The following is a 22,491-nucleotide window of genomic DNA, read 5'->3' on the forward strand; positions in this document are numbered from 1 at the left end:
GCGACCATGCACCCACGGACGGTGGGGATAGAACCCCAACCCCAACCGCCTGAACACCGACCAAGGAAGACCGGCAACTCTCACCAAGCACCCGTCGCCGCCGTCAACGGTGACCACGCACACGCCCGGTACACGACAGCGCTGCCGTGGGGGCCGCCTCCGGAGGCGGAGTCGGCGGATCGGCCACCCGCCGGTCGGCCCCTTCCGGGGGTCGGCCATCGCCGGATTCATCCCACGTCAGGGCGGGGAACCGGGCATACCTGCACAGACGTGACCGGATTGACACCGCCTACCCCGGGAATAATCGGGCGCGGACCGTTATTGTTCCTATTCGTGACGAACCTGTGGGGCCTGACCGAGCGACGGCACGTCGACCTGTGCCGCGTCGCCAGCCAGGCGTGTCGATGACCGCCTGAGCCGATCCGCCGAGACTCCGCCGATCGACCTCTCGTCCCGCCCCTGCGCGCCCGCCGCGCGGTGTCCTTTCGGGCCGTGGCACACGTGATCCCGCGATCCCCGTGATCCACGGCACCGCCCCCGGAACCGCCCACCGCGCAGGCCGACCCCTTTCGTCCGCCCGCCGACCCCGACGCCACCCGCGCCCGTCGGCTCTGCCCTGACCCAGGAGCCATCCCGTGCTATCCGCGCTCAGACGCATCCCCCGTGTCCCCTTCGCCTTCCAGGTGCTCGCCGCCCTCGTGCTGGGCATCGCCCTCGGCGTGGCCGCCCTCCAGCTCGGCGGCGACGCCGACAACCCGAACTGGCTGGCGGTCACCCTCGACACCATCGGCAGCACCTTCGTCACGCTGCTGAAGGCGATCGTCCCGCCGCTGATCCTGCTGGCCGTGATCTCCTCGATCGCGCAGCTCCGCAACGTCTCCAACGCCGCCCGCCTGGCCGGACAGACGCTGCTGTGGTTCGCGATCACCGCGCTCATCGCGGTCGCGATCGGCATCGGCCTGGGCTCGGTCATCCGCCCCGGCCTGAACAGCGGCGTGGACGCCTCCGCCGCCGAGGACCCCTCCACGCACGGCTCGTGGATGGCGTTCCTGGAGAGCATGGTCCCGCAGAACTTCCTGGGGCTGACCGCCTCCACCGAGGGCGGGATCACCGACGGGAACCTGGACCTGACGACCGGGCTCACCTTCAACGCGCTGCAGCTGATCGTCATCGCCATCGCGATCGGCGTCGCCGCCGTGAAGACCGGCAAGGCCGCCGAGCCGTTCCTGGCCTTCACCGAGTCCGCGCTGCAGATCGTGCTCAAGGTCCTGTGGTGGATCATCCGCCTGGCCCCGATCGGCACCCTGGGCCTGCTGGGCAACGCGGTCTACAGCTACGGCTGGACCACCATCGGCGCCCTGGGCACCTTCACCCTGGCGATCTACCTGGGCCTGGCCATCGTGGTGTTCGTCGTCTACCCGGTGCTGGCCCGGGTGCACGGGCTGTCCATCGCCAAGTTCTTCTCCGGCGTGTGGCCCGCCGTGCAGCTCGGCTTCGTCTCCCGCTCCTCGATGGGCACCATGCCGGTGACCCAGCGGGTGGCCGAGACCAACTTCGGGGTGCCGCGCCACTACGCCTCCTTCGCCGTGCCGTTCGGCGCCACCACCAAGATGGACGGCTGCGCCGCGATCTACCCGGCGATCTCGGCGATCTTCGTCGCCCAGTTCTTCGGCGTGGACCTGTCGATCACCGACTACCTGCTGATCGTGTTCGTCTCGGTGATCGGCTCGGCGGCCACCGCCGGCACCACCGGCGCGACCGTGATGCTCACCCTGACGCTGTCCACCGTCGGCCTGCCGCTGGAGGGCGTCGGCCTGCTGCTGGCCGTCGACCCGATCCTGGACATGGGCCGCACCGCCACCAACGTGGCCGGGCAGGCGCTCGTCCCGGCGATCGTCGCCAAGCGCGAGAGGATCCTCGACACCGAGCGCTACAACGCCCCGCGCGGCCTGGGCGGCTTCGTCGCCGACGACTTCGTCTCCGCCGCCGAGAGGGAGGCGGCCGAGGGCGAGTCGGCCGGGCGCGAGGACGCCGCCGACGGCTCCGGGGAGGGCGTCTACGAGAAGGTGCCCGCACGGGACTGACCCGCGCGACCCGCCGCGCCCACGGGCGGCCCGCCGAACGGCGGGCCGCCCGTAGTCTTTCCCACAGGGACGGGTCTCCCCTCCGGGAACCGGCGGCCCACGCCGTTCGTCCTTACGGAATGAGGGAGGCGAGAGGAACGACATGTTGCGCCGATCAGTAGTACCGGCCCTGCTCGCGGCGGGCCTCAGCGTCGCTGTCGCGGCCCCGGCCGCCGCCGACGCCCCGGAGGCGGGCGACGCCGCACAGGACCTCAAGTCCGACCACTTCTACATCGACCCGAGCATCTCCGATGCCGTCCCCGCGGACCAACAGGACATCATGGCCTCCGCGGCGGAGGACGCCGAGAGCGAGTCCCCCGTCTACCTGGTGATGCTGCCCGGGGAGAGCTTCGACTCCCAGGTGGCCCTCGACGCCTACATGGACGACCTGATGGGGGACGTCGGCGACGGGGTCTACGCCGGATTCATGGGCGACGGGGCGAACAACTTCTTCCTGGACTCGCCGAACCTGGAACAGAGCGAGCTGAACCAGATCCGCGACAACGTCATCGCCTCCGACCCCGGCACCGAGGTCGACACCCTGGCCGCGGTCCCCGACGCGGTGGCCGAGCAGGAGGGCGACGCCGCCGCCTCGGGCATGTTCGGCGCCGCGTTCCTGGGCCTCCTGGTCCTCGCGGTGGCGGGCGGCGGCTACTTCATCTACAGCTCCCGCAAGAAGCGCGCGGCCGAGAAGGCCAAGGAGCTGGCCGAGATCAAGCAGATGGCCCAGGAGGACGTCGTCCGGCTCGGCGAGGACATCGCCCGGCTGGAGATCGACCTGTCCCAGGTGGACGAGGCCACCCGCACCGACTACTCCCACGCCATGGACTCCTACGACCGGGCCAAGGCCACGCTGGACGGCATCCGCGAGCCGCAGGACATCCAGCAGGTCACCAACGCGCTGGAGGACGGCCGCTACTACATGGTCGCCACCCGGGCCCGGATGAACGGCGACCCGGTGCCCGACCGGCGCCAGCCCTGCTTCTTCAACCCCCAGCACGGCCCCTCCGAGCAGGACGTGCAGTGGGCGCCCCCGGGCGGCGCGGTGCGCGCGGTCCCGGCCTGCGCGGTGTGCACCAGGGCCGTGCTCGCCGGGCACGACCCGGACGTGCGCCTGGTCGAGGTGGACGGCGAGCGCCGCCCCTACTACGACGCGGGCCCGGCCTACGCCCCCTACGCGGGCGGCTACTTCGGCATGAGCATGATGATGGGCATGTTCTCCGGCATGATGATGGGCTCGATGATGGGGTCCATGATGGGCGCCGGGATGATGGGCGCCGGCGACATGGGCGGCGGTGACATGGGCGGCGGCGAGGACTTCGGCGGAGGCGACTTCGGCGGGGACTTCGGCGGCGACATGGACTTCGGGGGCTTCGACTTCTAGCCCCGGTCCAACGCGCTCCCCGGAACGCGCTCCTCAGAACGCACAAGGGCCCACGGCGAACGCCGTGGGCCCTTCCCAGTGGCCGCCCTCTGCGCCCCCTACTCCGGGGACGCCTGCATCAGCGAGCGCGCCGCCTCGGTGACGCTGCCCGACAGCGACGGGTAGACCGCGAAGGTGTGGGCGATCTCGTCCACCGTCAGCCGCTGCTGCACCGCGATGGACACCCCCAGGATCAGCTCGCTCGCGCGCGGGCCGACGATCACCCCGCCCAGCACGATGCCCGTGTGCCGGCGGCAGATCAGCTTGACGAAGCCGTCCTTGCTGCCGCCCATCTTCGCCCGCGGGTTGGTGTCCAGCGGCAGGTTCACGATGCGCGCGTCCACCTTGCCGCTGCGCACGTCCTCCTCGGTCGCCCCCACCGACGCCAGCTCGGGGTTGGTGAACACGGTCGCCGCGACCGTGGACAGCTTCAGCGGGGACACCGCCTCGCCCAGCGCGTGCCACATGGCGATGCGCCCCTGCATGGCGGCCACCGAGGCGAGCATGTTCACCCCGGTGCAGTCCCCGGCCGCGTACACGCCCGGGGTGGAGGTGCGCGAGACCCGGTCGACCTGCACGAAGCCGCCGCCGTCCAGGCGCACCCCGATCTCCTCCAGGCCGATCCCGGCCGTGTTGGGGATCATCCCGACCGTCATCAGGCAGTGGCTGCCCTCCACGGTCCGCCCGTCGGAGAGGGTGACCAGCACGCCGTCGCCGGTGTTGACGACCGACTCGGCGCGGGTGTTGCCGAGCACCTGCATGCCCCGGCGGCGGAACACGCCCTCCAGCACCTCGGCGGCGTCGGCGTCCTGGGTGGGCATCACCCGGTCGCGCGAGGAGACCAGGGTGACCTCGGCGCCCAGGCCGGTGTAGGCGTTGGCGAACTCGGCCCCGGTGACGCCCGACCCCACCACGACCAGGTGCTCGGGCATCTCCTCCAGGTCGTACAGGTGGCGCCAGGTGAGGATGCGCTCGCCGTCGGGGCGGGCGGTGGGCAGCTCGCGCGGGTGGGCGCCGGTGGCCACCAGCACCACGTCGGCCCGCAGCCGCTCCTCGCCGACGGCGACGATGCGCGGGTCGACCAGGCGGGCCTCGCCGGCGACGATGCGCACGCCCTCCTTCTGCAGCCGGGCGGAGGTGTCCTCGGACTGGGCCCGCGCCAGCCGCTTGACCCGGGCGTTGACCGCGGCCAGGTCCACGCCGACCTTGCACTCGTCGCCGGCGTTGATGGTCAGGCCGAGCCGCCCGGCGTCCTTGACGTAGGTCGACCGGACCGACGTGGCGATCATCGTCTTGGAGGGGACGCAGTCGGTCAGGACGCACGCGCCGCCGACGCCGTCGCGCTCCACCACGGTCACGTCCGCGCCCAACTGGGTGGCGACCAGGGCCGCCTCGTACCCGCCGGGGCCGCCCCCGATGATCACGACCTTCGTCACGTCTGTTCCACTCCTTCGCGGCGCCTGGGCGCGGGGCACCGGTCCGGCGCCGCTCGGCCTCTCGCCCGGATGTCTGCTCGCCTGTCGCCCCTCCATTGTCCGCCATGGTCAGGGGCGGATTCTCCCCGGCTCCCCTCCCCGGCGCGCCCGGCGGCCCACCGGGCGCCGCGCCGCCCGCTCCGGACACCGCGCCCGCCGTCCGCGATACACACCCCGGCGTTGCGCTCAGTAACAAAACGGAAGCACAGGGGTACGCTCCGGAGATGTGAGCGAATCCACGCAAGACCGCCCCGTGGTCACGACGGCCGACGCGAAGGAGCAGGCCGCCGCGGCGGCGAAGGAACTGAAGTCCCGCACCGGCGCCGACGGCTACGACGCGCTCGTCGTGCTCGGCTCGGGCTGGACCGACGTGGCGGACCACCTGGGGACGCCCGACATCGAGCTGGACGCCGCCGAGCTGCCGGGGTTCGCCGCGCCGACCGCGCCGGGCCACTCGGGGCGGCTGCGCAGCCTGTGGGTGGGGGCCAAGCGGGTCGCCGTGCTCTGCGGCCGCGTGCACCTGGGCGAGGCGCACGACCCGATGGCGGTGGTGCACCCGGTGCGCACCGTCATCGCCGCGGGCGCCCCGGTCGTGCTGCTCACCGGCTCGGCGGGGTCGCTGCGCACCGACTACGCGGTGGGCGAGCCCATCCTGGTGCGCGACCACATCAACCTGACCGGCGCCTCGCCGCTGACCGGGCCGGACTTCACCGACCTGTCCCGGGCGTACTCGGCGCGGCTGCGGGGCATCGCCGCCGACGCCGACCCCTCGCTGGCCGAGGGGGTGTACGCGGAGGTCACCGGGCCGGAGCTGATGACCCCGGCCGAGCTGGGCATGCTCCGCGCCTCCGGCGCCGACCTGGTGGGGCGCTCGCTGGCGCTGGAGACGATCGCCGCGGTCGAGATGGAGGCCGAGGTGATGGGCCTGGCGACGGTGAGCAACGACGCGGTGGGCGGGGTGTTCGAGCCCTTCGACCCGGACGCCGCCCTGGAGGCGGTGCGCCGCCACACCCAGCGGCTGGGCGAGCTGCTGAACACCGTGCTGATGCGGGCCTAGAAGCGGCACCGGAGCAGAAAAGGCCGGGAGGGGCGCCGCTCCCCTCCGCGCTGGGGAACGGCGCCCCTCCCGTCGGAGGGTGCCTGCTGTGGGCCCGCCGGGGGCCGTCGGCGCTGCGTGGCGAGCAGCATCCCGAGGCCGGGGATGACGACGCGTCCGACCGCCTCGGCGGGACCCATGTGCACCGATCGCGCAGGGGTGCGGGTGGCGATCCGCACCGCCGCGCGATCCCGCTATTCAGTTGACCCGCGGTGCCCGGGAGGGGCGGAGGGGCGCCGGGGTTCCGCGCGATCCCCGGAGCCCCGCCCGTTCTCCTTAGGCATGCCTTACCTAATCAGGTGCGCGGCGCCCCGTCAAGTCCCCCGCCGAACACGAGAAAAGGGGAGCCCCGCAGGGCTCCCCTTGTGCACGGGTCGGCGGCGCCTCGGCCGGCTTCAGACGAGCAGGGCGACCACCGCGAGGATGACGAGCGGGACGGCGAGCGCCGCCACCGCGTCCGGCGACACCACGGTGACCACGCCGCCGCTGCCCGGCGCGTCGGCTCCACCGTCGGCGCCCGAGGGCTCCGAGGGCTTCGAGGGCCGCGCCTTGCGGCGCTCGGCGATCTCGCGCAGGCGCTTGGCGTGCAGCTCGGCGGGGCGCAGGTCGCGGGGGTCGGACTCGGCGATCGGGTCGGCGTCGGAGTAGCCGCCCGCCCGGCGCAGGTTCTCCCGGACCTTGGAGCGCTTGGTCTCGCGCAGGGCCCACGAGCGCACGACGGTCCCGCCCGCGTGGACGCGCACCACGTCGGTGACGTCGGCCCAGGTGAACGCGGACCAGGGGACGAGGGTCTCGCGCAGGGGGTTGACCACCCGCACGCCCTCCTCCCCCGGGACGATCCGGGGGCGCAGCCACATCACGTAGGCGCCGCCGACGGTCAGCAGCAGGACCCCGGCGGCGATGAGGGACGCCGCGTCGGAGCCGTTGACCGCCAGATCGAGCAGCAAGAGCGCGGCGATGCCGATCCAGATCCAGGAAAGGACCCGCGGCAGCGTCGCGGTCAGGGGTTTTCCGTCTTCTCCCACACGACCAGTCTTACCGCATGGCGGGACCGGGGCGGCCCGGCGCCGACCGCGCCGCGCCTACATCAGCGCGGCGTCCCCCAGCGCGCCGTCGTCCGCCGCGGAAGGCGCCCCCGGGCGCGCGCCCTCCCACAGGGCCGTCAGCGCCGCCGACACGAACACCCGCACCCCGGTCCCGATCGCGCGCTCGTCCACGTCGAAGGTGCCCCGGTGCAGGTCCAGCATCGGCCCGGTCGCGTCCGGCGGGTGGGTGCCCAGCCGCGCCAGCGCCCCCGGCACGTGCTCCAGGTACCACGCGAAGTCCTCGCCGCCCAGGCTCTGCGCGGTGGAGGCCACCGCCTCGGGCCCCAGCGCCTGGCCGACCGCGTCGCGCAGCATGCGCACGCTCTCCGCCTCGTTCACCGTCGGCGGCACGCCCCGCCGGTAGTCCACCTCGGCGGTGGCCCGGTAGCCGCCGACCACCGACTCCACCAACTCCTTGACGATGTCCGGCGCCGCGTGCCACGCGTCGTCGTCCAGGCAGCGCACCGTGCCCTCGGCCACCGCGTCGTCCGGGATGACGTTGGGCGCCGACCCGGCGCTCACCCGCCCCCACACCAGGCTGAACCCGGCCCGCGGGTCCACCCGGCGCGACAGCGCCGCCGGGAGCTCGGTGACCACCTTGCCCAGCGCGTACACCAGGTCGCTGGTGAGGTGGGGCCGGGCGGTGTGCCCGCCCGGCCCCGACAGCCGCACCGCCAGCTGGTCGCAGGCGGCGGTGATCGGGCCGACCCGCAGCCCCACCTGCCCGCACAGCAGGCGCGGGTCGCAGTGCAGGGCGAAGATCCGGTCCACCCCCTCCAGCGCCCCGGCCTCGATCACCGCGCGGGCGCCGCCCGGCAGCTCCTCGGCCGGCTGGAACAGCAGCCGCACCCGGCCGGGCAGGGCGCCGGCCCGGGCCTGCTGGGCGAGGAACAGCCCCGCCCCCAGCAGCGCGGTGGTGTGCACGTCGTGCCCGCAGGCGTGCGCCGCGCCGGGCACGGTGGACCGGTAGGGGACGTCGGTCTTCTCGTCGGTCATCGGCAGCGCGTCGATGTCGCCGCGCAGCGCCACCGTGGGCCCCGTGCCGGAACCGATGTCGCACACCAGCCCGGTGCCGTCCGGGAGCCGGACGGGCTCCAGCCCGGCCGAGCGCAGCCGCTCCTCCACCCGCTGGGTGGTCCGGGTCTCGGCGAACGCCAGCTCGGGGTGCATGTGCAGGTCCCGCCGGAACTCGACGAGCCCGCGTTCGCCGCGCGCGAGAAACGCGGCCATCTGGTCCGGCAGATCACGTCCCTGCATGCGTGGGCCCCTTGTCGTCGTCGGTCGTGGATCGTCGTGGGTGGTCGCGCCGTGCTACCCGCCGCCGGGGGTCCCGGTGCGGAACTCCTCGGCGAGCGCGTCCACGACGTCGTTGAGGGTGCCCCCCTCGCGCACGATCGCGCGCTGCCGCTCATAGGAGGCGCCCTTGTCGAGCACTTCGGAGACCGCGTCCAGCTCCTCGGCGCAGCCCAGGCGCGCGGCCACCGGTCCGAGCTCGCGCACGAGCTCGTACAGGTCGTCCCTGAGCGGGACGGTGGACCCGCGCCCGTCGGTGATCACGCGCGCGTCCAGCCCGTACCGGGTGGCGCGCCACTTGTTGTCGGTGACCACCCATGCGGGCGGGCGGGGCAGCCCGTAGCCCCGGTCGATCTGCTGGTCGAACAGGCGGACGAGGCTCTGCGAGAGGGCGGCGGCCATGCCGACCTCGCGCAGGGTGGGGATCCCGTCGAACATCCGGATCTCGATGGTGCCGTAGTCCGGGTGCGGGCGGACGTCCCACCAGACTTCCTTGATACTGGCGATGGTACCGGCGCGCAGGAGTGTCTCCATGTATTCCTCGAAAGCCGTCCAGTCGTCCAGCAGCGGCGGCGGTCCGGAGGTGGGCAGCGCGCCGAAGACGATCGACCGGGACGAGGCCAGCCCGGTGTCGTGGCCGCTCCAGTAGGGGCTGGAGGCGGTCAGCGCCAGGAAGTGCGGCAGGTACCCGGCCAGGGCGTTGACGATGGGCACCGCCTTCTCCTTGGACCGCACCCCCACGTGGACGTGCACGCCGAAGGTGAGGATGCGCCGGGCCAGCCACTGCATCTGCTCGATCAGCTCGCCGTACCGCTGCACCGGGGCCAGGGTCTGGTCGCGCCAGTCGTCGACCGGGTGGGTGCCCGCGCACATCGCGGCCGCCTTGCGGGGCTCCAGGACGGCCCGCAGGCGGTCGGCGCTGCCCTGGAGGTCGGCCATGGCCTCCTCCACGGTCTCGCACACCCCGGTCACCACCTCCACGGTGCACTGCATGAGCTCGTGCCGCAGCGGGGGGCGCCCCGGGCCGCGGCTCAGGTCGGGCAGGTCGGCCAGCACCTGCTGCGCCTCCTGGCGCAGGTGGCGGGTGCGGACGTCGACGAGCTGGAGTTCCCACTCCACGCCCAGGGTGGTCCGGTCAGAGGCGTTGAAGTCGATGGCCACGGGCAACCTCCGAGCAGGGGTCCGGCCGGCGCGCTCGCCGGCGCAGTCGCACCTTCGCCCCCGGGGCCGCGGATCCGCAACCCGGCGGCGGGCCCACCCGTCACTTCAACGGTACTCGCCCGGCACCCTGCGGGTCCGGCGTATCCACAACACCGCCGCGGCGGCGGCCGCGGCGCCCGCGGCCGCCGCCGGGGCGAGCGCCCTCAGCCGGAGCAGCAGCGCGCGGCGCCGGGTCAGGGCGCGCGAGCGGGCCAGCGCCTCGGCGGTGGGCCGGGCCGGGAGCACGGCGGCCCCGTGCACGCCGTCGGCGGGGCGGACCCTGCTGCGGCCGGGTTCGGCCGGGTCCAGCCCCACCGGCAGGTCGAGCGGGACGGCCCCCTGGTAGGGCGGCGGGACCGGGAGCCAGGTGGCGGTCCAGGCGGCGGCGAACATGACGGCGCGCAGCACGATGTTCATCCACACCAGCAGCCCGACCAGGACCGCGAAGGAGGCGTAGACCGGGTTGTTCAGGGTCCCGGCGATCAGCAGCGCGCCCGCCGCCTTGAGCACCTCGAAGGCGGCCGCGGCCAGCAGCGCGCCGCGCCACAGCATCCGCCAGGGGCGGCGGGTGCCGGACAGCCGGGAGAAGACCACCAGGAAGATGAGGGTGTCGGCGGCGACGGCGATGGCCACCGCCAGCAGGCGGGTGGCGGCCACCGCGGCCACCGAGCCGTCCAGGTCCACCCAGGCCAGCGCCCAGCGGGTGGCCGCCTGGGAGACGCTGGTGAGCGCCACCGAGGCCAGCAGGGCGGTGCCCAGCACCGCCGTCACCGCCGTGTCCTGGAGCTTGGCCAGCACGACGTTCGGACCCTCGGAGGGGTTCTTCAGCCAGATGCGGTGCAGGGCCGCGCGCAGCTGCCCGATGGCGCCCAGCCCGGCGTAGAGCAGGCCCAGCAGGCCGATGACGGAGGCGCCGGTGCGGGCCTGCGCGATCTCGTCGATGGGCAGCTCCGCCGACAGCCCGGGCAGCAGCTCGCCGACGGCGGTGTCGAGGTAGTCGCGGGCGTCGGGGCTGAACTCGGCGACGTACCCGACGACGGCGAAGGCCAGGGCGATCAGCGGGAAGAAGGACAGGAAGGCGAAGTAGGTGACCGAGGCGGCCAGGCGGCTGCCGTCCTGGTCGGAGTAGCGCTCGGCGGCCCGCACGAGGTGGTCGAACCACGGGAGCCGGCGGCGCAGCCCCCAATAGGTGTCCATGCCGCGCTGCTTCAGGTGCCGCGCCTCGTCCTTGACCCGCCCCACTCCGCTGATCGCCGCCCCACCTCCCGGAACGTCCGCAATGGTGGACCGAGCGTAGCCGGAGCGGCGCGAGACGCGGAAGCGGGCCACGCTCACGGCACAATGAAGCGCTGTGAAGCTCTTCAGACGCCTGCTGCGTGGCCGGGACCACACGCCCGGGGTCCCGGAGTGGCCGGTGGCCGACCGTGTCACCACCGGTGCTCTCACGGCCGCCTTCGCCGACGTGTACGGGACCGCGCCCGAGGGCGTGCGCTTCGCCCCCGGGCGGGTCGCGCTCATGGGGGACCCGGGGGCCGAGGACACCCCCGTCCTCCTCGCCGCCCTCCCCTGGGGCGTCCACCTCGCGTGGGCGCCCGCCGGGGACGGCGCCGTGGAGCTGCGCCACGCCCGCGACCCGGGCACGCCGCTGCCGCTCCCCGCGCCCCTGGCCGATGCGCCGGGCGCCGGCCCGGCCGCCGGAGCGCGCCTGCTCATCGACACCGACCTGCCCGCCCCGGCCGCCCTGGGCGGGCAGGAGGCCCTGGAGGAGGCGCTGCGCCCCGCCCTGGGCGCCGGGGACGCCGCCCTGCCCTTCACCGAGGGCACCGCCCTGCGCCGCGACCCGCGCACCGGGCGCACCCGCGCCTTCCCGTTCGACATCGAGGCAGCGGGGCTGCGGCTGCTCATCGCCGACACCCGCTCCGCTCCCCCGGCGCCGCTCTCCCGCCGCCGGGCCGAGTGCGCCCGCGCCGCGGCCCGCCTCGGCGTGTCCTCCCTGCGCGAGGTGGAGGACCTGGCGGCGGCCCTGCGGCGGCTGCGCGACCCGGTGCTGCGCGGCCGTGTGCGGCACGCCGTCACCGAGGACAACCGGCTCAGCGCCGTCGCGGGCCTCATGCGCGCCGGGGCGCTCGGCGACATCGGCGCGGTGCTCACCGCCTCCCACCTGTCCGTCCGCGACCATTTCGGGATGTCCACCCCCGAACTGGACCTGGCGGTGGAGCGGGCCGTAGGCTCTGGCGCGCGAGGCGCCCGGATGACCGGCGGCTCCGGCGGCTGCGCGGTCGCACTGGTACCCGCCGAGCGCGCCGGGACGGTCGCAGAGGCCGTCCGCGCCGCACTGGAGGAGCGCTCCCCCCTGATCCGCACCGCCCTCCCGTCCGCGGGCGCCCGCCGGCTGCCGTAGACCGGACGCAGGAGACGGAGGGAACCCATGCCCCGACCCAGGCCCGCGCTCAGCGCGCTCACGGCGCTCGCCCTGCTCACCGGGGGCGGCGTGCTCACTGCGGCCGCGCCCGCCTCCGCAGCGGGCTACAACGGCGCCTGCGGCTCGGGCTACAAGGTGGTCAACTCCGCCGACCTCCCGGGCGGCGCGGGCACCGTGTTCCTGACCTACAACGGGTCCTCCGGCAAGAACTGCGCGGTCACCGTCCGGGCCTCCAAGGGCGCGGCGAAGCCGATGGACGTGCAGCTCGCCCTGGCCTCGAAGCCGGGGTCGGCGGTGCTGGACACCGGCGACTTCACCGAGTACGCGGGGCCGGTGCGGCTGGACGCGCAGGGCGAGTGCGTGACCTGGAGCGGGATCATCGGCGGCCAGGCCGCCGGGAAGGCCCGCACCAACTGCGGCTGACCGCGGCCGACCGCGGTTGACACGAACGAGGGTGAGATCCGTCATACCGGGGCGCCGGGACCGAACCGGAATACGATCGGCCGCGTCGGTACAGGCGAGAGGCGAACGACGGGAACGGGCGAACTGAACGATGGTCCACGGCCGAGACGACGACTCACAGCGCACCGGGGTCTTCCGGCGCTCCGACTCCGGTGGCTACGACGAGATCGAGAAGATGTACCGCCCCGAGCGGCGGTCCTCCTCGGGCTCGGCCGGGTCCACCCGCCGCATACCGCCGGTGCGCGACGACGACGAGGGGCGCAAGCGCAAGGACCTGCCCCCGGGCCGGGTCTATGACGGCACCGGCGCCGCGCGCAGGAAGCGGCGGACGCGGGAGAGGGGCCGCAGGCGCGCACTGAGGATCGCCGGCGCGGTGCTGGCCCTGCTGATCGTGGCGCCGCTGGTGTTCGCCGTCGGGTTCTACATCTGGGCCAACGGGCGGCTCGTGCGCGTCGAGGCGATGCCGGCCGCCGACGGGCGCCCGGAGGAGCAGCCCGGCACCACCTACATGGTGGTCGGCTCGGACAGCCGCAAGGACCTCAGCGACGACCAGCTGCAGGACCTGCGCACCGGCCGCGCCGAGGGCAAGCGCACCGACACGATCATGGTGGTGTACGTGCCCGAGGACGGGCGCCCCTCCATCATCAGCGTGCCGCGCGACTCCTACGTGGACATCCCCGGCATCGGCCAGAACAAGATCAACGCCGCCTTCTCCGAGGAGCTGGGCGGTGGGCCGAGCACCCTCATCGAGTCGTTCGAGCAGGCCTCCGGGGTGCGGATCGACCACTACGTGGAGATCGGCCTCGGCGGGTTCGTCGACATCGTGGACGCGGTCGGCGGGGTGGAGATGTGCCCCGAGGAGGCGATGGAGGACCCCAAGGCCGGGCTGGACATCGAGGCCGGGTGCCAGGAGATGGACGGCGCCACCGCGCTCGGGTACGTGCGCACCCGCGCCACGGCCCGCGCCGACCTGGACCGCATCCAGCGCCAGCGGGAGTTCTTCAGCGCCCTGATCGCCAAGGCGACCGACACCTCGACGCTGGCCAACCCGTTCCGCTCGGTCCCGCTGGTGCGGGAGGGCACCGAGACCTTCGAGGTGGACGAGGGCGACTCGCTGATGGACCTGGGCGGCATGGCGATGGCGATGCGCGAGGACCCCACCACCACCTCGGTCCCAGTCGGGTCGACGCCGACGCTGAACGTGGGCAGCGTGGTGATGTGGGACGAGACCGCCTCGGAGACGATGTTCGAGGCGATGCGCCAGGGCGAGGAGATCCCCGAGGACGTCCTGCGGGACTGAGGCCGCAGACACGGGCCCGAAGACACATGGCAAAGGCGAAGGGCCCACCGCCCGGAGGCGGTGGGCCCTTCTGGTGACGTTCCGCACCGCGCGCGCCTACCCCCCAGCGGGCGCACGGCCGGCACGTCGGCCTGCGGTGTCCGGGCGTGGCCGCTTCCGGCCGCCCGAACACTCATAACTCTACGCAATACTCGCAAACTTCGCGAACGGTACGACTGTGGCCTTCGCCGCACCCGGACGGGGAACCCCGCAGGTCCATCCTGGCAGCGGCCCGGCTCCCGCGCAGGCGGAACGCGCAAGCGGCCCCGCCGGCTTCCCGGCGGGGCCGCTCCGGCGCCCTCGGCGGGCCCAGTGGGCCCAGCGGCCTCAGGCCAGGCGCTTCTGCAGGTTCTCGTCCAGCGCGGCGAGGAACTGCTCGGTGGTCAGCCACTCCTGGTCGCCGCCCACCAGCAGCGCCAGGTCCTTGGTCATCTGCCCGCCCTCGACGGTGTCGATGACCACGCGCTCCAGCGTGTTGGCGAACTCGGTGACCTTCGGGGTGGAGTCCAGCTTGCCGCGGTGCTCCAGGCCCCGCGTCCAGGCGAAGATGGACGCGATCGGGTTGGTGGAGGTCGGCTTGCCCTGCTGGTGCTGGCGGAAGTGCCGGGTGACCGTGCCGTGCGCGGCCTCGGCCTCCACGGTCCGGCCGTCGGCGGTGCGCAGCACCGAGGTCATCAGGCCCAGCGAGCCGAAGCCCTGGGCGACCGTGTCGGACTGCACGTCGCCGTCGTAGTTCTTGCAGGCCCAGACGTAGCCGCCCTCCCACTTGAGCGCGGCGGCGACCATGTCGTCGATCAGCCGGTGCTCGTAGGTCAGGCCCGCGGCCTCGAACTTCTCCTTGAACTCGGTGTCGTAGATCTCCTGGAACACGTCCTTGAACATGCCGTCGTAGGCCTTGAGGATCGTGTTCTTGGTGGACATGTACACCGGGTAGCCGCGGTCCAGGCCGTAGTTGAGGCTGGCGCGCGCGAAGTCCTCGATGGACCTGCGGTAGTTGTACATGCCCATCGCGACGCCGCCGCCCTCGGGGAAGCGCGCGACCTCCATCTCGACGGGCTCGCCGCCCTCGTCGGGCGTGTAGGTGATGGTCACCGTGCCGGGGCCGGGGACCTTGAAGTCGCTGGCCTTGTACTGGTCGCCGTGGGCGTGGCGGCCGATGATGATCGGCTGCGTCCACCCCGGCACCAGGCGCGGGACGTTCTGGCAGATGATCGGCTCACGGAAGACGACGCCGCCCAGGATGTTGCGGATGGTGCCGTTGGGCGAGCGCCACATCTTCTTCAGGCCGAACTCCTCGACCCGGGCCTCGTCGGGGGTGATGGTGGCGCACTTGACGCCGACGCCGTGCTCCTTGATGGCGTTGGCCGCGTCGACGGTGATCTGGTCGTCGGTGCGGTCGCGCTCCTCGATGCCCAGGTCGTAGTACTTCAGGTCGACGTCCAGGTAGGGCAGGATCAGGCGGTCCTTGATGAAGGACCAGATGATCCGGGTCATCTCGTCGCCGTCGAGCTCTACTACGGGGTTCTCAACCTTGATCTTGGCCATGGCTGTGTGGCTGTCCCTTCGTGTCGGCTGGCCGTCGCGCGGCAAAGGGCGTCGCGGTGGCCGGCGGCCCCGCCGAACTCTACGCGATATCTCGATATCAAGCTTATTAGACGCTCACGAGCTCAGGGCGGGCGCCACCCACGCCAGCACCACCAGCGCCCCGGCCAGCGCGAGGGCGGTCGCGATGTCGAACCAGCGCCCGCGCACCGCCAGCATGCCGACGCGGTCCTCGGGCAGCACATGGCGCAGCAGCGCCGCCAGCAGCAGCGCCCCGGCGATGATCGCGGGGCCGCGCTTGAAGTAGGCCGCCGCCACCACCACGATGCCCGCGGCCATGGTGGCCAGCACCAGGAAGTAGGGGACCTGGGCGAGCCACCCCGGGGGCTCGGGGCCCTGCGCGTCCTCGCCGTGCCCGGACGGGCCCGGCTCCTCCTCGGCTGCGACCGCTGCCTCCACCGAATTCCGGCTCACCGAATACCTCACGCTCCAACGCACCGATCGCGGGGACTGCGCACGGGACGGCGCCCCGGGTGGCGCACTCCGGCCACCGGCCGCGGCGGCATGACCGAAACCCGGAGGAGACGTGGGGCCACGGGCGAGCGAACCGTCAATGAACACCCATCGCGACTGGCCACCGCGGAACCAGTCTAGTGAGTCGCCCCACGCGGACGTCCCACGCCGCACCGTATCGGGCCCGGGACGGTGCGGCGCCCCCTCGTCCCGATCTCCGGCGAAGGGCGTAAACCTCCCGCGATAGGTGTCTAACGGGGGAGTAAGCGCGTAGAACCGACAGGCCCCGGGTAACCAACCAGGAGACGAGTGCCACGGTGAGCGAGGACAGCCCCCCATGAACCCCACTCAGCAAGTCAACCGCGCACCGTCCCAACGGCCACGCCCCACAACGGGAGGAAGAACCGTGGACGGGCCCTACATCAGGGTCGAGGAGACCGGGGACGTCTGCCGCGTGACCGCCGAGGTGACCACGGTCGGCCGCGGTGAGGGCGCCGACATCCGCCTCTCCGACCCCAGCGTCTCCCAGCTGCACGCCGAACTGGTGCGCCGCGGCCCCTACGTCTACGTCGTCGACCTCGGCCTGTCGCGCAACGGCACCCGGGTCAACGGCCGCCCCATCGCCCGGCGCGTCCTGGAGGAGGGCGACGTCGTCAGCTTCGGATCGGCCCGCTGCAAGATCGGCGGGCTGCCCCGCGAGGACCTGCACCCCGACGTCGAGCTGCGCCGCGGCGCGGCCCCCGAGCTCACCCGCCGCGAGCTGGACGTGCTGACCTCCCTGTGCCGCCCGGCCCTGTCCGACGAGGCGTTCGTCTCCCCCGCGACCGCCCGCGAGATCGCCGAGGACCTGGTCGTCACTGAGGCGGCGGTCAAGCAGCACCTGCTCCGCCTCTACCAGAAGTTCCGCATCCCCGAGGGGCCCAACCGCCGCACGCGGCTGGCCAACGAGGTCGTCGCCCTGGGCCTGGTGCGGCCCATGCCCGCGGGCGACCGCGAACGCAAGGCGGGCTGAGCGCGCCGGGGCCCACGGCCCCGGCGCACCCGCAGAACCCGTGGCGCCCTAGGCGATCCCGGCCGCACGCTCGGCGGCCTCGACCACGTTGACCAGCAGCATCGCCCGGGTCATCGGGCCCACGCCGCCCGGGTTCGGGGAGACGTACCCGGCCGTGTCCCACACGTCGGCGGCCACGTCCCCGGCGATCCCCTGGTCGGTGCGGCTGACGCCCACGTCCAGCACGGCCGCCCCCGGCTTGACCATGTCACCGGTGACCAGCCCCGGCTTCCCCGCCGCGGCCACCACCACGTCGGCCCGGCGGGTGTGCGCCGCCAGGTCCCGGGTGCCGGTGTGGCACAGCGTCACCGTCGCGTTCTCCGAGCGCCGGGTGAGCAGCAGCCCCAGCGGGCGGCCCACGGTCACCCCGCGGCCCACCACCACGACCTCGGCGCCGTCCAGCCCCACCCCGTACCGGGTGAGCAGGTCGATGATGCCGCGCGGGGTGCACGGCAGCGGGGCCTGCTCCATCAGCACCAGGCGGCCCAGATTCGCCGGCTGCAGCCCGTCGGCGTCCTTGGCCGGATCGATGAGTCCGAGCACCCGGTTCTCGTCCAGCCCCTTGGGCAGGGGGAGCTGCACGATGTAGCCGGTGCACGCCGGGTCGGCGTTGAGCTCGGCCACCGCCGCCTCCACCTCGGCCTGGGTGGCGGTGGCGGGCAGGTCGCGGCGGATGCTCGCGATGCCCACCTCGGCGCAGTCCCGGTGCTTGCCCGCCACGTAGGAGTGGCTGCCCGGGTCGTCCCCCACCAGGACCGTTCCCAGCCCCGGCTGGACCCCCTTCTCCTTCAGGGCGGCCACCCGCCCGGCCAGTTCCGCCCGGATCTTCGCGGCGGTGGCCTTTCCGTCCAGCACCTGTGCGCTCATCGCGTCGCCTCCGTTCCCCCGTCGAGGGGGTTCTCAGTGGAAGAAGTGCCGCGTGCCGGTGAAGTACATCGTCACGCCGTGCCGTTCGGCGGCGGCCGCGACCTCGTCGTCGCGCACCGACCCGCCCGGCTGGACGACGGCCCGCACGCCGGCCTCGGCCAGCGCCTCCAGGCCGTCGGGGAAGGGGAAGAAGGCGTCGCTGGCGGCCACCGAGCCGCCCACCCTCTCCTCCCCCGCCCGGGACACCGCCAGCCTCACCGAGTCCACCCGGTTCACCTGGCCCATCCCCACGCCGACCGTGGCCCGGTCGGCGGCCAGCAGGATCGCGTTGGACTTGACCGCCCGCACCGCCCGCCAGGCGAACGCCAGGTCCGCCAGGGTCGCGGCGTCGGCCGGGGCGCCGGTGCGCAGCTCCCAGCCGTCCGGGGTGTCCCCGGGGGCGTCCAGCGCGTCGGCCGACTGCAGCAGCAGCCCGCCGCTGATCTGCCGCGCCTCGGGCCGCGCGGCGCGGTCCGGGGCGGCCACCGCCAGCAGCCGCACGTTCTTCTTGCGGGTGAGCAGCTCCAGCGCCCCCTCCTCGAACCCGGGGGCGGCCACCACCTCGGTGAAGATGTCGGCGAGCTGCCCGGCCATGGCGGCGGTCACCGGGCGGTTGACCGCCACCACCCCGCCGAAGGCCGACAGCGGGTCGCAGGCGTGCGCCTTGCGGTGCGCCTCGGCGATGTCGGCGCCCAGCGCGATGCCGCACGGGTTGGCGTGCTTGATGATCGCCGTGCACGGCTCGTCGAAGTCGTAGGCGGCCCGCAGCGCCGCGTCGGCGTCGACGTAGTTGTTGTAGGACATCTCCTTGCCGTGCAGCTGCTCGGCCCCGGCCAGCCCCGGCCCCGCCGGGTCGTCGGTGACGTACAGCGCCGCCCGCTGGTGCGGGTTCTCCCCGTAGCGCAGGGTGGCCGCGCGCTCGTAGGCCACCGCGTGGACGTCCGGCCAGCCGGTGGCCTCCGCCGTGCCGTCCGGGGCGTAGGACTCGGCGAACCAGGAGGCCACCGCCGCGTCGTAGGCCGCGGTGTGGGCGAAGGCCCGGGCGGCCAGCCGCCTGCGCGCGCCCTCCTCGAAACCGTCGGCGCGCACCGCCTCCAGCACCTCGCCGTAGCGGTCCGGGTCGACCACCACCGCCACGCTCGCGTGGTTCTTGGCCGCCGCCCGCACCATCGACGGTCCGCCGATGTCGATCTTCTCGATGCACTCCTGGGGGGAGGCGCCCGAGGCGACCGTCTCGGAGAACGGGTAGAGGTTGACCACCACCAGGTCGAAGGGGGCCACCCCCATCTCCTCCAGCGCGGCCCGGTGCTCGGGGCGGCGCCGGTCGGCCAGCAGGCCCGCGTGCACCCTGGGGTGCAGCGTCTTGACCCGCCCGTCCAGGCACTCGGGGAAGCCGGTCACGTCCTCCACCGGGACCACCGGCACCCCGGCCGCGGCCAGGCGGGCCGCCGTCGAGCCGGTGGAGACGATCTCCACCCCCGCCGCGGCCAGGCCCGAGCCCAGCTCCTCCAGCCCCGTCTTGTCGTAAACGCTGATCAGCGCGCGCCGAATGGACTGCCGCGTCACCGGTTCTCCTCCGCTCGTTCGTTGCCGGCCGCACCGGGCCGCACCTGCCGCCCCTCCGCGAGCCGGCCCTCCCGGACCAGCCGGCCCACCGTCTCCACCAGCAGCCGGGACTCCACCGCCTTGATCCGCGCGTGCAGCGACGCCTCGTCGTCGCCGGGCTCGACCCGCACCGCCACCTGGTCGATGATCGGTCCGGTGTCCACCCCCTCGTCGACGAAGTGCACCGTGGACCCGGTGACCCGCACCCCGTGGGCCAGGGCGTCGCGCACCGCGTGCGCGCCCGGGAACGACGGCAGCAGCGCGGGGTGCAGGTTGACCACCGGCGCCACGTCGAGCACCTCCCGGCCCAGGATGCGCATGAAGCCGGCCGAGACCACCAGGTCGGGCCGGTAGGAGGCGATGCGCGCGGCCAGGTCCGCGTTCCAGGCGGCGCGCTCCCCGCCGCCCCGGAAGGGCTCGGTGAACACCGGCACGCCGGCCTTCTCGGCCACCGCCAGCCCCGCCGCGTTCTCTCTGTCCGATCCGACCGCGACGACCGCGGCCCCGTATCCGGGGTCCTCCGCCGCTTCGAGGAGCGCGGCCATGTTGCTCCCCGTCCCGGAGATGAGGACGACTACTCGCGCCGACAGTGTGGTTCCTCCTCAGGGGATCGCGGGTCCGCCCCTGCCCGGGGTCGCGTTGGGAACGCGCAGCATCCGGGCACTGGTTGCGAAGAGGGCGGAACGGACGGGAGGGCACCGCGCTCCCGTTCGGCCCAACCTTATCCTCCCAGCCCGCGGGCCGAGGGACCGGGGCCGTGAGCGCGCCGCTCCTCCGGTAGCGTCTGTACCGGCGCCTCCCCCGAGCCGCCCACCGAGGAAAGGACCCGCGTTGACCGACCAGTCCCCGCAGCCGCACGCCGACGGGCAGCCTCCCACCGTGGAGAAGGGCGGCCTGTGGGGGGTCTTCCTGTCCGCCGCCGGGCTGATGCTGCCCCCCTTCGGCGTGCTGCTGTCGCTGCTCGGCATCCACCAGGGGCGCAAGGCCCGCAGGGCGGCCCGGGAGAACAGCGGCCACGCCCCGGGCGCGGTGCTGAGCATGGTGCTGGGCTGGATCGGCGTGCTGTTCTCGGCGGCGGCCATCGCCGGATACATCGTCTTCTGGGACGAGTACACCGCCTACCAGGAGTGCTCGGCCCGGGCGCTGACGGTCAGCACGCAGGAGCAGTGCGACGCCGCCTGGAGGTCGGCGGTCTCCGAGCGCGCGGGCATCCCCGAGGACGAGGTGCCCTCCCTCGGCGGCTCGGCGTAGCCCCCGCCCCCACCCCTAGCGGCCCCTAGCGGCTCGACTCCTCGACCGGGGCCTCGTCCGGCCCGGCCTCGTAGGTGATGCCGAACAGCTCCTCGGGGTCGTCCTCCTCGGCCCCGGCCGCGCCGCGCCGCCTGCGCAGCCGCGGCAGCCGGGGCATCCGGAACCGGCGGCGGCGCCCGGCCGGCCGCTCCTCGGGACGTTCTTCGGGCCGGTCCTCCGGCCGCTCCTCCGGCTCCTCCCCGGCGTCCTCCGTGTCCCCTATGCCCCCTGTGTCCCCGGCGGGGCCGGCGTCCGCGCCCTCCTCGGGCTCCTCCCGCACCCGCTCGGCGGCGAGCCTGCGGAAGTGCCGCCAGTTGGCAAGCCAGGCCGCGATCGCCGCCGCCAGGCCCACCTCCAGGGCGGTGATCAGCCCGACCTGCCACGCCGAGGGGCCCACATCGGCCAGCCGGTCCGCCCCGATCGGCCCACCCGCCATCAGCGACAGCGCGGTGAACACCAGGCCGGTGGCGACCCCGCAGACGAACCCCCACAGGGGCGCCGCCTCCCCCACCACGGTGGGCGCGCTGCGCTGGGTGAGCACCCCGCCCAGCGCACCGGCGGCGAACGGGGCGGCCAGCGCCGCCAGGGACGCCACCGGGGCCGCGCCGTTGTCCGGCAGCGCCGCCAGCATCGGGAAGGCCGGGAGCGGCCCGACCGCCACCCCGGTGGGGGCGACCATGGTGCCGGTGCCCACCGCGAAGCCCGGCCCCACCGCGTAGGCGGTGCCGAACACCACCGCGTTGGGCAGGTAGGCGAGCTGCGCCAGGACGAGCAGGGTGCCGCCGACCGCGCCCGGCCCCAGCTCGCGGGTGATGGCCGCGGCGTCGCCCGCCCCGAACGCAAGGCCGCAGGCGAACAGCACCGCCCCGGCGCCCAGCAGCACCGCGGTGGCGCCGGAGGTCCCGGCCAGCAGCGAGCGCGGGCGGTCGGGCATCAGCTCCAGCATCCGGCGCATCGGGATGCCCTTGTCGTGGAGCTGCTGGCGGAGCACGCCCAGCCCCCCGGCGACGAACGCCAGCGAGAACCCGGCCACCAGCGCCTGCACCACGCTGGGGCGGATCACCTCGGTCTGGGCCACCAGCGCGAGCGTGCCCGACACGGCCGCGTACGGCCCGGCCAGGGCCACGGCTGCGCGGAACATGTGGCGCAGCCGGGGCAGCTCGCTGGTGCGCGCCAGCCAGCGCCCCGACCGGTACAGCAGCGCACCGGGCAGCACCACCAGGCCCAGCGGCAGCATCATCACCTCGCCGCCGGGGATGCCGAAGCCGACCAGGTGGGCCACCAGCCACGCCTGCACGGCGGTGCGCACGACGTCGGCGACCTCCTCGCCGAAGGCGTCGTGCGGGGCGGCCACCCACCCGACGAGGGTGAGGGTCAGCAGGACGGCCAGGCCGACTCCGGCCGCCCAGGCGGCGGCCAGGCCGCCCGCGGTGTACAGCGGCCGGTGGTCGGTCCCGCGTCGTTCGGAGGGTTCCTTGGGCGCGCTCACCCCGCCCATGCTGCCAGCAGAAGGGGCCGGGAACGAGCGCGCCCCGCCCCGGGGTCCGGGGCGGGGCGGCGTGGGCCGGTCCGGGAACCGGCGCTAGAAGAGCTCACGCGCGAGCTTGGCCGTCTCGCTGGGGGTCTTGCCGACCTTCACGCCGGCCGCCTCCAGAGCCTCCTTCTT

The 22,491-nt window shown here is 74.0% G+C and carries 20 protein-coding genes; 9 read left to right on the forward strand and 11 right to left on the reverse strand.

Annotated features, from left to right (window positions below):
• Positions 1 to 6: 6 nt before the first annotated feature.
• From O4J56_RS32175 to O4J56_RS26720, 3 genes are all read left to right on the forward strand, one after another.
• Entirely contained in the window at positions 7 to 408 is a 402-nt protein-coding gene (locus O4J56_RS32175) for a putative leader peptide (RefSeq protein WP_408639176.1), read from the forward strand.
• A gap of 227 nt (positions 409 to 635) precedes the next feature.
• On the forward strand, positions 636 to 2,084 hold the full coding sequence (locus O4J56_RS26715; RefSeq protein ID WP_270689609.1) for a dicarboxylate/amino acid:cation symporter: 1,449 nt from the start codon (positions 636 to 638) through the stop codon (positions 2,082 to 2,084).
• Positions 2,085 to 2,226: 142 nt separating this feature from the next.
• On the forward strand, positions 2,227 to 3,507 hold the full coding sequence (locus tag O4J56_RS26720) for a chemotaxis protein CheA (protein WP_270689610.1): 1,281 nt from the start codon (positions 2,227 to 2,229) through the stop codon (positions 3,505 to 3,507).
• Positions 3,508 to 3,605: 98 nt separating this feature from the next.
• Here the strand turns inward: O4J56_RS26720 and O4J56_RS26725 are convergent, their stop codons facing one another.
• The gene (locus O4J56_RS26725) at positions 3,606 to 4,982 is read right to left on the reverse strand and encodes an NAD(P)H-quinone dehydrogenase (RefSeq protein ID WP_270689611.1); all 1,377 of its coding nucleotides are present in this window, start codon (positions 4,980 to 4,982) and stop codon (positions 3,606 to 3,608) included.
• Between the two features lie 292 nt (positions 4,983 to 5,274).
• On the opposite strand from O4J56_RS26725, the gene O4J56_RS26730 reads away from it, so the two are divergent.
• Positions 5,275 to 6,078, forward strand: a complete 804-nt coding sequence (locus O4J56_RS26730) for a purine-nucleoside phosphorylase (protein ID WP_270689632.1) — start codon at positions 5,275 to 5,277, stop codon at positions 6,076 to 6,078.
• A gap of 434 nt (positions 6,079 to 6,512) precedes the next feature.
• Here O4J56_RS26730 and O4J56_RS26735 read toward each other — a convergent pair whose 3' ends face one another.
• The 4 genes from O4J56_RS26735 to O4J56_RS26750 all read right to left on the reverse strand — a co-directional run bounded on the left by O4J56_RS26735 (position 6,513) and on the right by O4J56_RS26750 (position 11,030).
• Complete coding sequence (locus O4J56_RS26735) at positions 6,513 to 7,142, reverse strand: PH domain-containing protein (RefSeq protein ID WP_270689613.1); 630 nt, start codon at positions 7,140 to 7,142, stop codon at positions 6,513 to 6,515.
• 57 nt (positions 7,143 to 7,199) lie between these two features.
• A complete protein-coding gene (locus tag O4J56_RS26740; RefSeq protein ID WP_270689614.1) occupies positions 7,200 to 8,459 on the reverse strand; it encodes a M20 family metallopeptidase in 1,260 nt (419 codons plus the stop codon).
• A 54-nt stretch (positions 8,460 to 8,513) separates the two neighbouring features.
• A complete protein-coding gene (locus O4J56_RS26745) occupies positions 8,514 to 9,656 on the reverse strand; it encodes a glutamate--cysteine ligase (protein WP_270689615.1) in 1,143 nt (380 codons plus the stop codon).
• A gap of 105 nt (positions 9,657 to 9,761) precedes the next feature.
• Positions 9,762 to 11,030: a YihY/virulence factor BrkB family protein gene (locus O4J56_RS26750; protein ID WP_270689617.1), complete on the reverse strand. Its 1,269-nt coding sequence runs from the start codon at positions 11,028 to 11,030 to the stop codon at positions 9,762 to 9,764.
• Positions 11,031 to 11,046: 16 nt separating this feature from the next.
• Here O4J56_RS26750 and O4J56_RS26755 point away from each other — a divergent pair, with 16 nt between their 5' ends.
• From O4J56_RS26755 to O4J56_RS26765, 3 genes are all read left to right on the forward strand, one after another.
• Complete coding sequence (locus tag O4J56_RS26755) at positions 11,047 to 12,096, forward strand: galactokinase family protein (RefSeq protein WP_270689619.1); 1,050 nt, start codon at positions 11,047 to 11,049, stop codon at positions 12,094 to 12,096.
• A gap of 27 nt (positions 12,097 to 12,123) precedes the next feature.
• A complete protein-coding gene (locus tag O4J56_RS26760; RefSeq protein WP_270689620.1) occupies positions 12,124 to 12,540 on the forward strand; it encodes a spore-associated protein A in 417 nt (138 codons plus the stop codon).
• A 130-nt stretch (positions 12,541 to 12,670) separates the two neighbouring features.
• Positions 12,671 to 13,879 (forward strand): LCP family protein, encoded by a 1,209-nt coding sequence (locus O4J56_RS26765; protein WP_270689621.1) that lies wholly within the window; start codon positions 12,671 to 12,673, stop codon positions 13,877 to 13,879.
• A 366-nt stretch (positions 13,880 to 14,245) separates the two neighbouring features.
• Here the strand turns inward: O4J56_RS26765 and O4J56_RS26770 are convergent, their stop codons facing one another.
• Entirely contained in the window at positions 14,246 to 15,463 is a 1,218-nt protein-coding gene (locus O4J56_RS26770) for an NADP-dependent isocitrate dehydrogenase (RefSeq protein WP_270689623.1), read from the reverse strand.
• 114 nt (positions 15,464 to 15,577) lie between these two features.
• Positions 15,578 to 15,934 carry a DUF3017 domain-containing protein gene (locus O4J56_RS26775; protein WP_270689625.1) on the reverse strand — a complete coding sequence of 119 codons (357 nt, stop codon included), beginning with the start codon at positions 15,932 to 15,934 and terminating at the stop codon, positions 15,578 to 15,580.
• Positions 15,935 to 16,379: 445 nt separating this feature from the next.
• On the opposite strand from O4J56_RS26775, the gene O4J56_RS26780 reads away from it, so the two are divergent.
• Positions 16,380 to 16,985: an FHA domain-containing protein gene (locus O4J56_RS26780; RefSeq protein WP_017626033.1), complete on the forward strand. Its 606-nt coding sequence runs from the start codon at positions 16,380 to 16,382 to the stop codon at positions 16,983 to 16,985.
• 48 nt (positions 16,986 to 17,033) lie between these two features.
• On the opposite strand, the gene O4J56_RS26785 is transcribed toward O4J56_RS26780, so the two are convergent.
• From O4J56_RS26785 to purN, 3 genes are read right to left on the reverse strand one after another with little or no spacing between them, the layout of a single operon-like run.
• Positions 17,034 to 17,891, reverse strand: coding sequence for a bifunctional methylenetetrahydrofolate dehydrogenase/methenyltetrahydrofolate cyclohydrolase (locus O4J56_RS26785; protein ID WP_270689627.1), 858 nt, complete (start codon positions 17,889 to 17,891; stop codon positions 17,034 to 17,036).
• Between the two features lie 33 nt (positions 17,892 to 17,924).
• On the reverse strand, positions 17,925 to 19,496 hold the full coding sequence (gene purH / locus O4J56_RS26790) for a bifunctional phosphoribosylaminoimidazolecarboxamide formyltransferase/IMP cyclohydrolase (RefSeq protein ID WP_270689628.1): 1,572 nt from the start codon (positions 19,494 to 19,496) through the stop codon (positions 17,925 to 17,927).
• Positions 19,493 to 20,125, reverse strand: a complete 633-nt coding sequence (gene purN / locus O4J56_RS26795; RefSeq protein ID WP_270689633.1) for a phosphoribosylglycinamide formyltransferase — start codon at positions 20,123 to 20,125, stop codon at positions 19,493 to 19,495. The genes purH and purN overlap by 4 nt, the downstream gene beginning before the upstream one ends.
• Positions 20,126 to 20,366: 241 nt before the next feature.
• On the opposite strand from purN, the gene O4J56_RS26800 reads away from it, so the two are divergent.
• On the forward strand, positions 20,367 to 20,786 hold the full coding sequence (locus tag O4J56_RS26800; protein WP_270689629.1) for a DUF4190 domain-containing protein: 420 nt from the start codon (positions 20,367 to 20,369) through the stop codon (positions 20,784 to 20,786).
• Between the two features lie 25 nt (positions 20,787 to 20,811).
• Here O4J56_RS26800 and O4J56_RS26805 read toward each other — a convergent pair whose 3' ends face one another.
• Positions 20,812 to 22,323, reverse strand: coding sequence for a cell division protein PerM (locus O4J56_RS26805; protein ID WP_270689630.1), 1,512 nt, complete (start codon positions 22,321 to 22,323; stop codon positions 20,812 to 20,814).
• Positions 22,324 to 22,491: the final 168 nt, after the last annotated feature.

Source organism: Nocardiopsis endophytica (genome assembly GCF_027706725.1).
GTDB lineage: Bacteria > Actinomycetota > Actinomycetes > Streptosporangiales > Streptosporangiaceae > Nocardiopsis_A > Nocardiopsis_A endophytica.

What these genes read in the sequence shown, in the direction of transcription:
- O4J56_RS32175 (WP_408639176.1), top strand. Translation starts at nt 7, where the DNA reads ATGCACCCACGGACGGTGGGGATAGAACCCCAACCCCAACCGCCTGAA.
- O4J56_RS26720 (WP_270689610.1), top strand. Translation starts at nt 2,227, where the DNA reads ATGTTGCGCCGATCAGTAGTACCGGCCCTGCTCGCGGCGGGCCTCAGC.
- O4J56_RS26740 (WP_270689614.1), bottom strand. Translation starts at nt 8,459, where the DNA reads ATGCAGGGACGTGATCTGCCGGACCAGATGGCCGCGTTTCTCGCGCGC.
- O4J56_RS26760 (WP_270689620.1), top strand. Translation starts at nt 12,124, where the DNA reads ATGCCCCGACCCAGGCCCGCGCTCAGCGCGCTCACGGCGCTCGCCCTG.
- O4J56_RS26765 (WP_270689621.1), top strand. Translation starts at nt 12,671, where the DNA reads ATGGTCCACGGCCGAGACGACGACTCACAGCGCACCGGGGTCTTCCGG.
- O4J56_RS26770 (WP_270689623.1), bottom strand. Translation starts at nt 15,463, where the DNA reads ATGGCCAAGATCAAGGTTGAGAACCCCGTAGTAGAGCTCGACGGCGAC.
- O4J56_RS26785 (WP_270689627.1), bottom strand. Translation starts at nt 17,891, where the DNA reads ATGAGCGCACAGGTGCTGGACGGAAAGGCCACCGCCGCGAAGATCCGG.
- O4J56_RS26805 (WP_270689630.1), bottom strand. Translation starts at nt 22,323, where the DNA reads ATGGGCGGGGTGAGCGCGCCCAAGGAACCCTCCGAACGACGCGGGACC.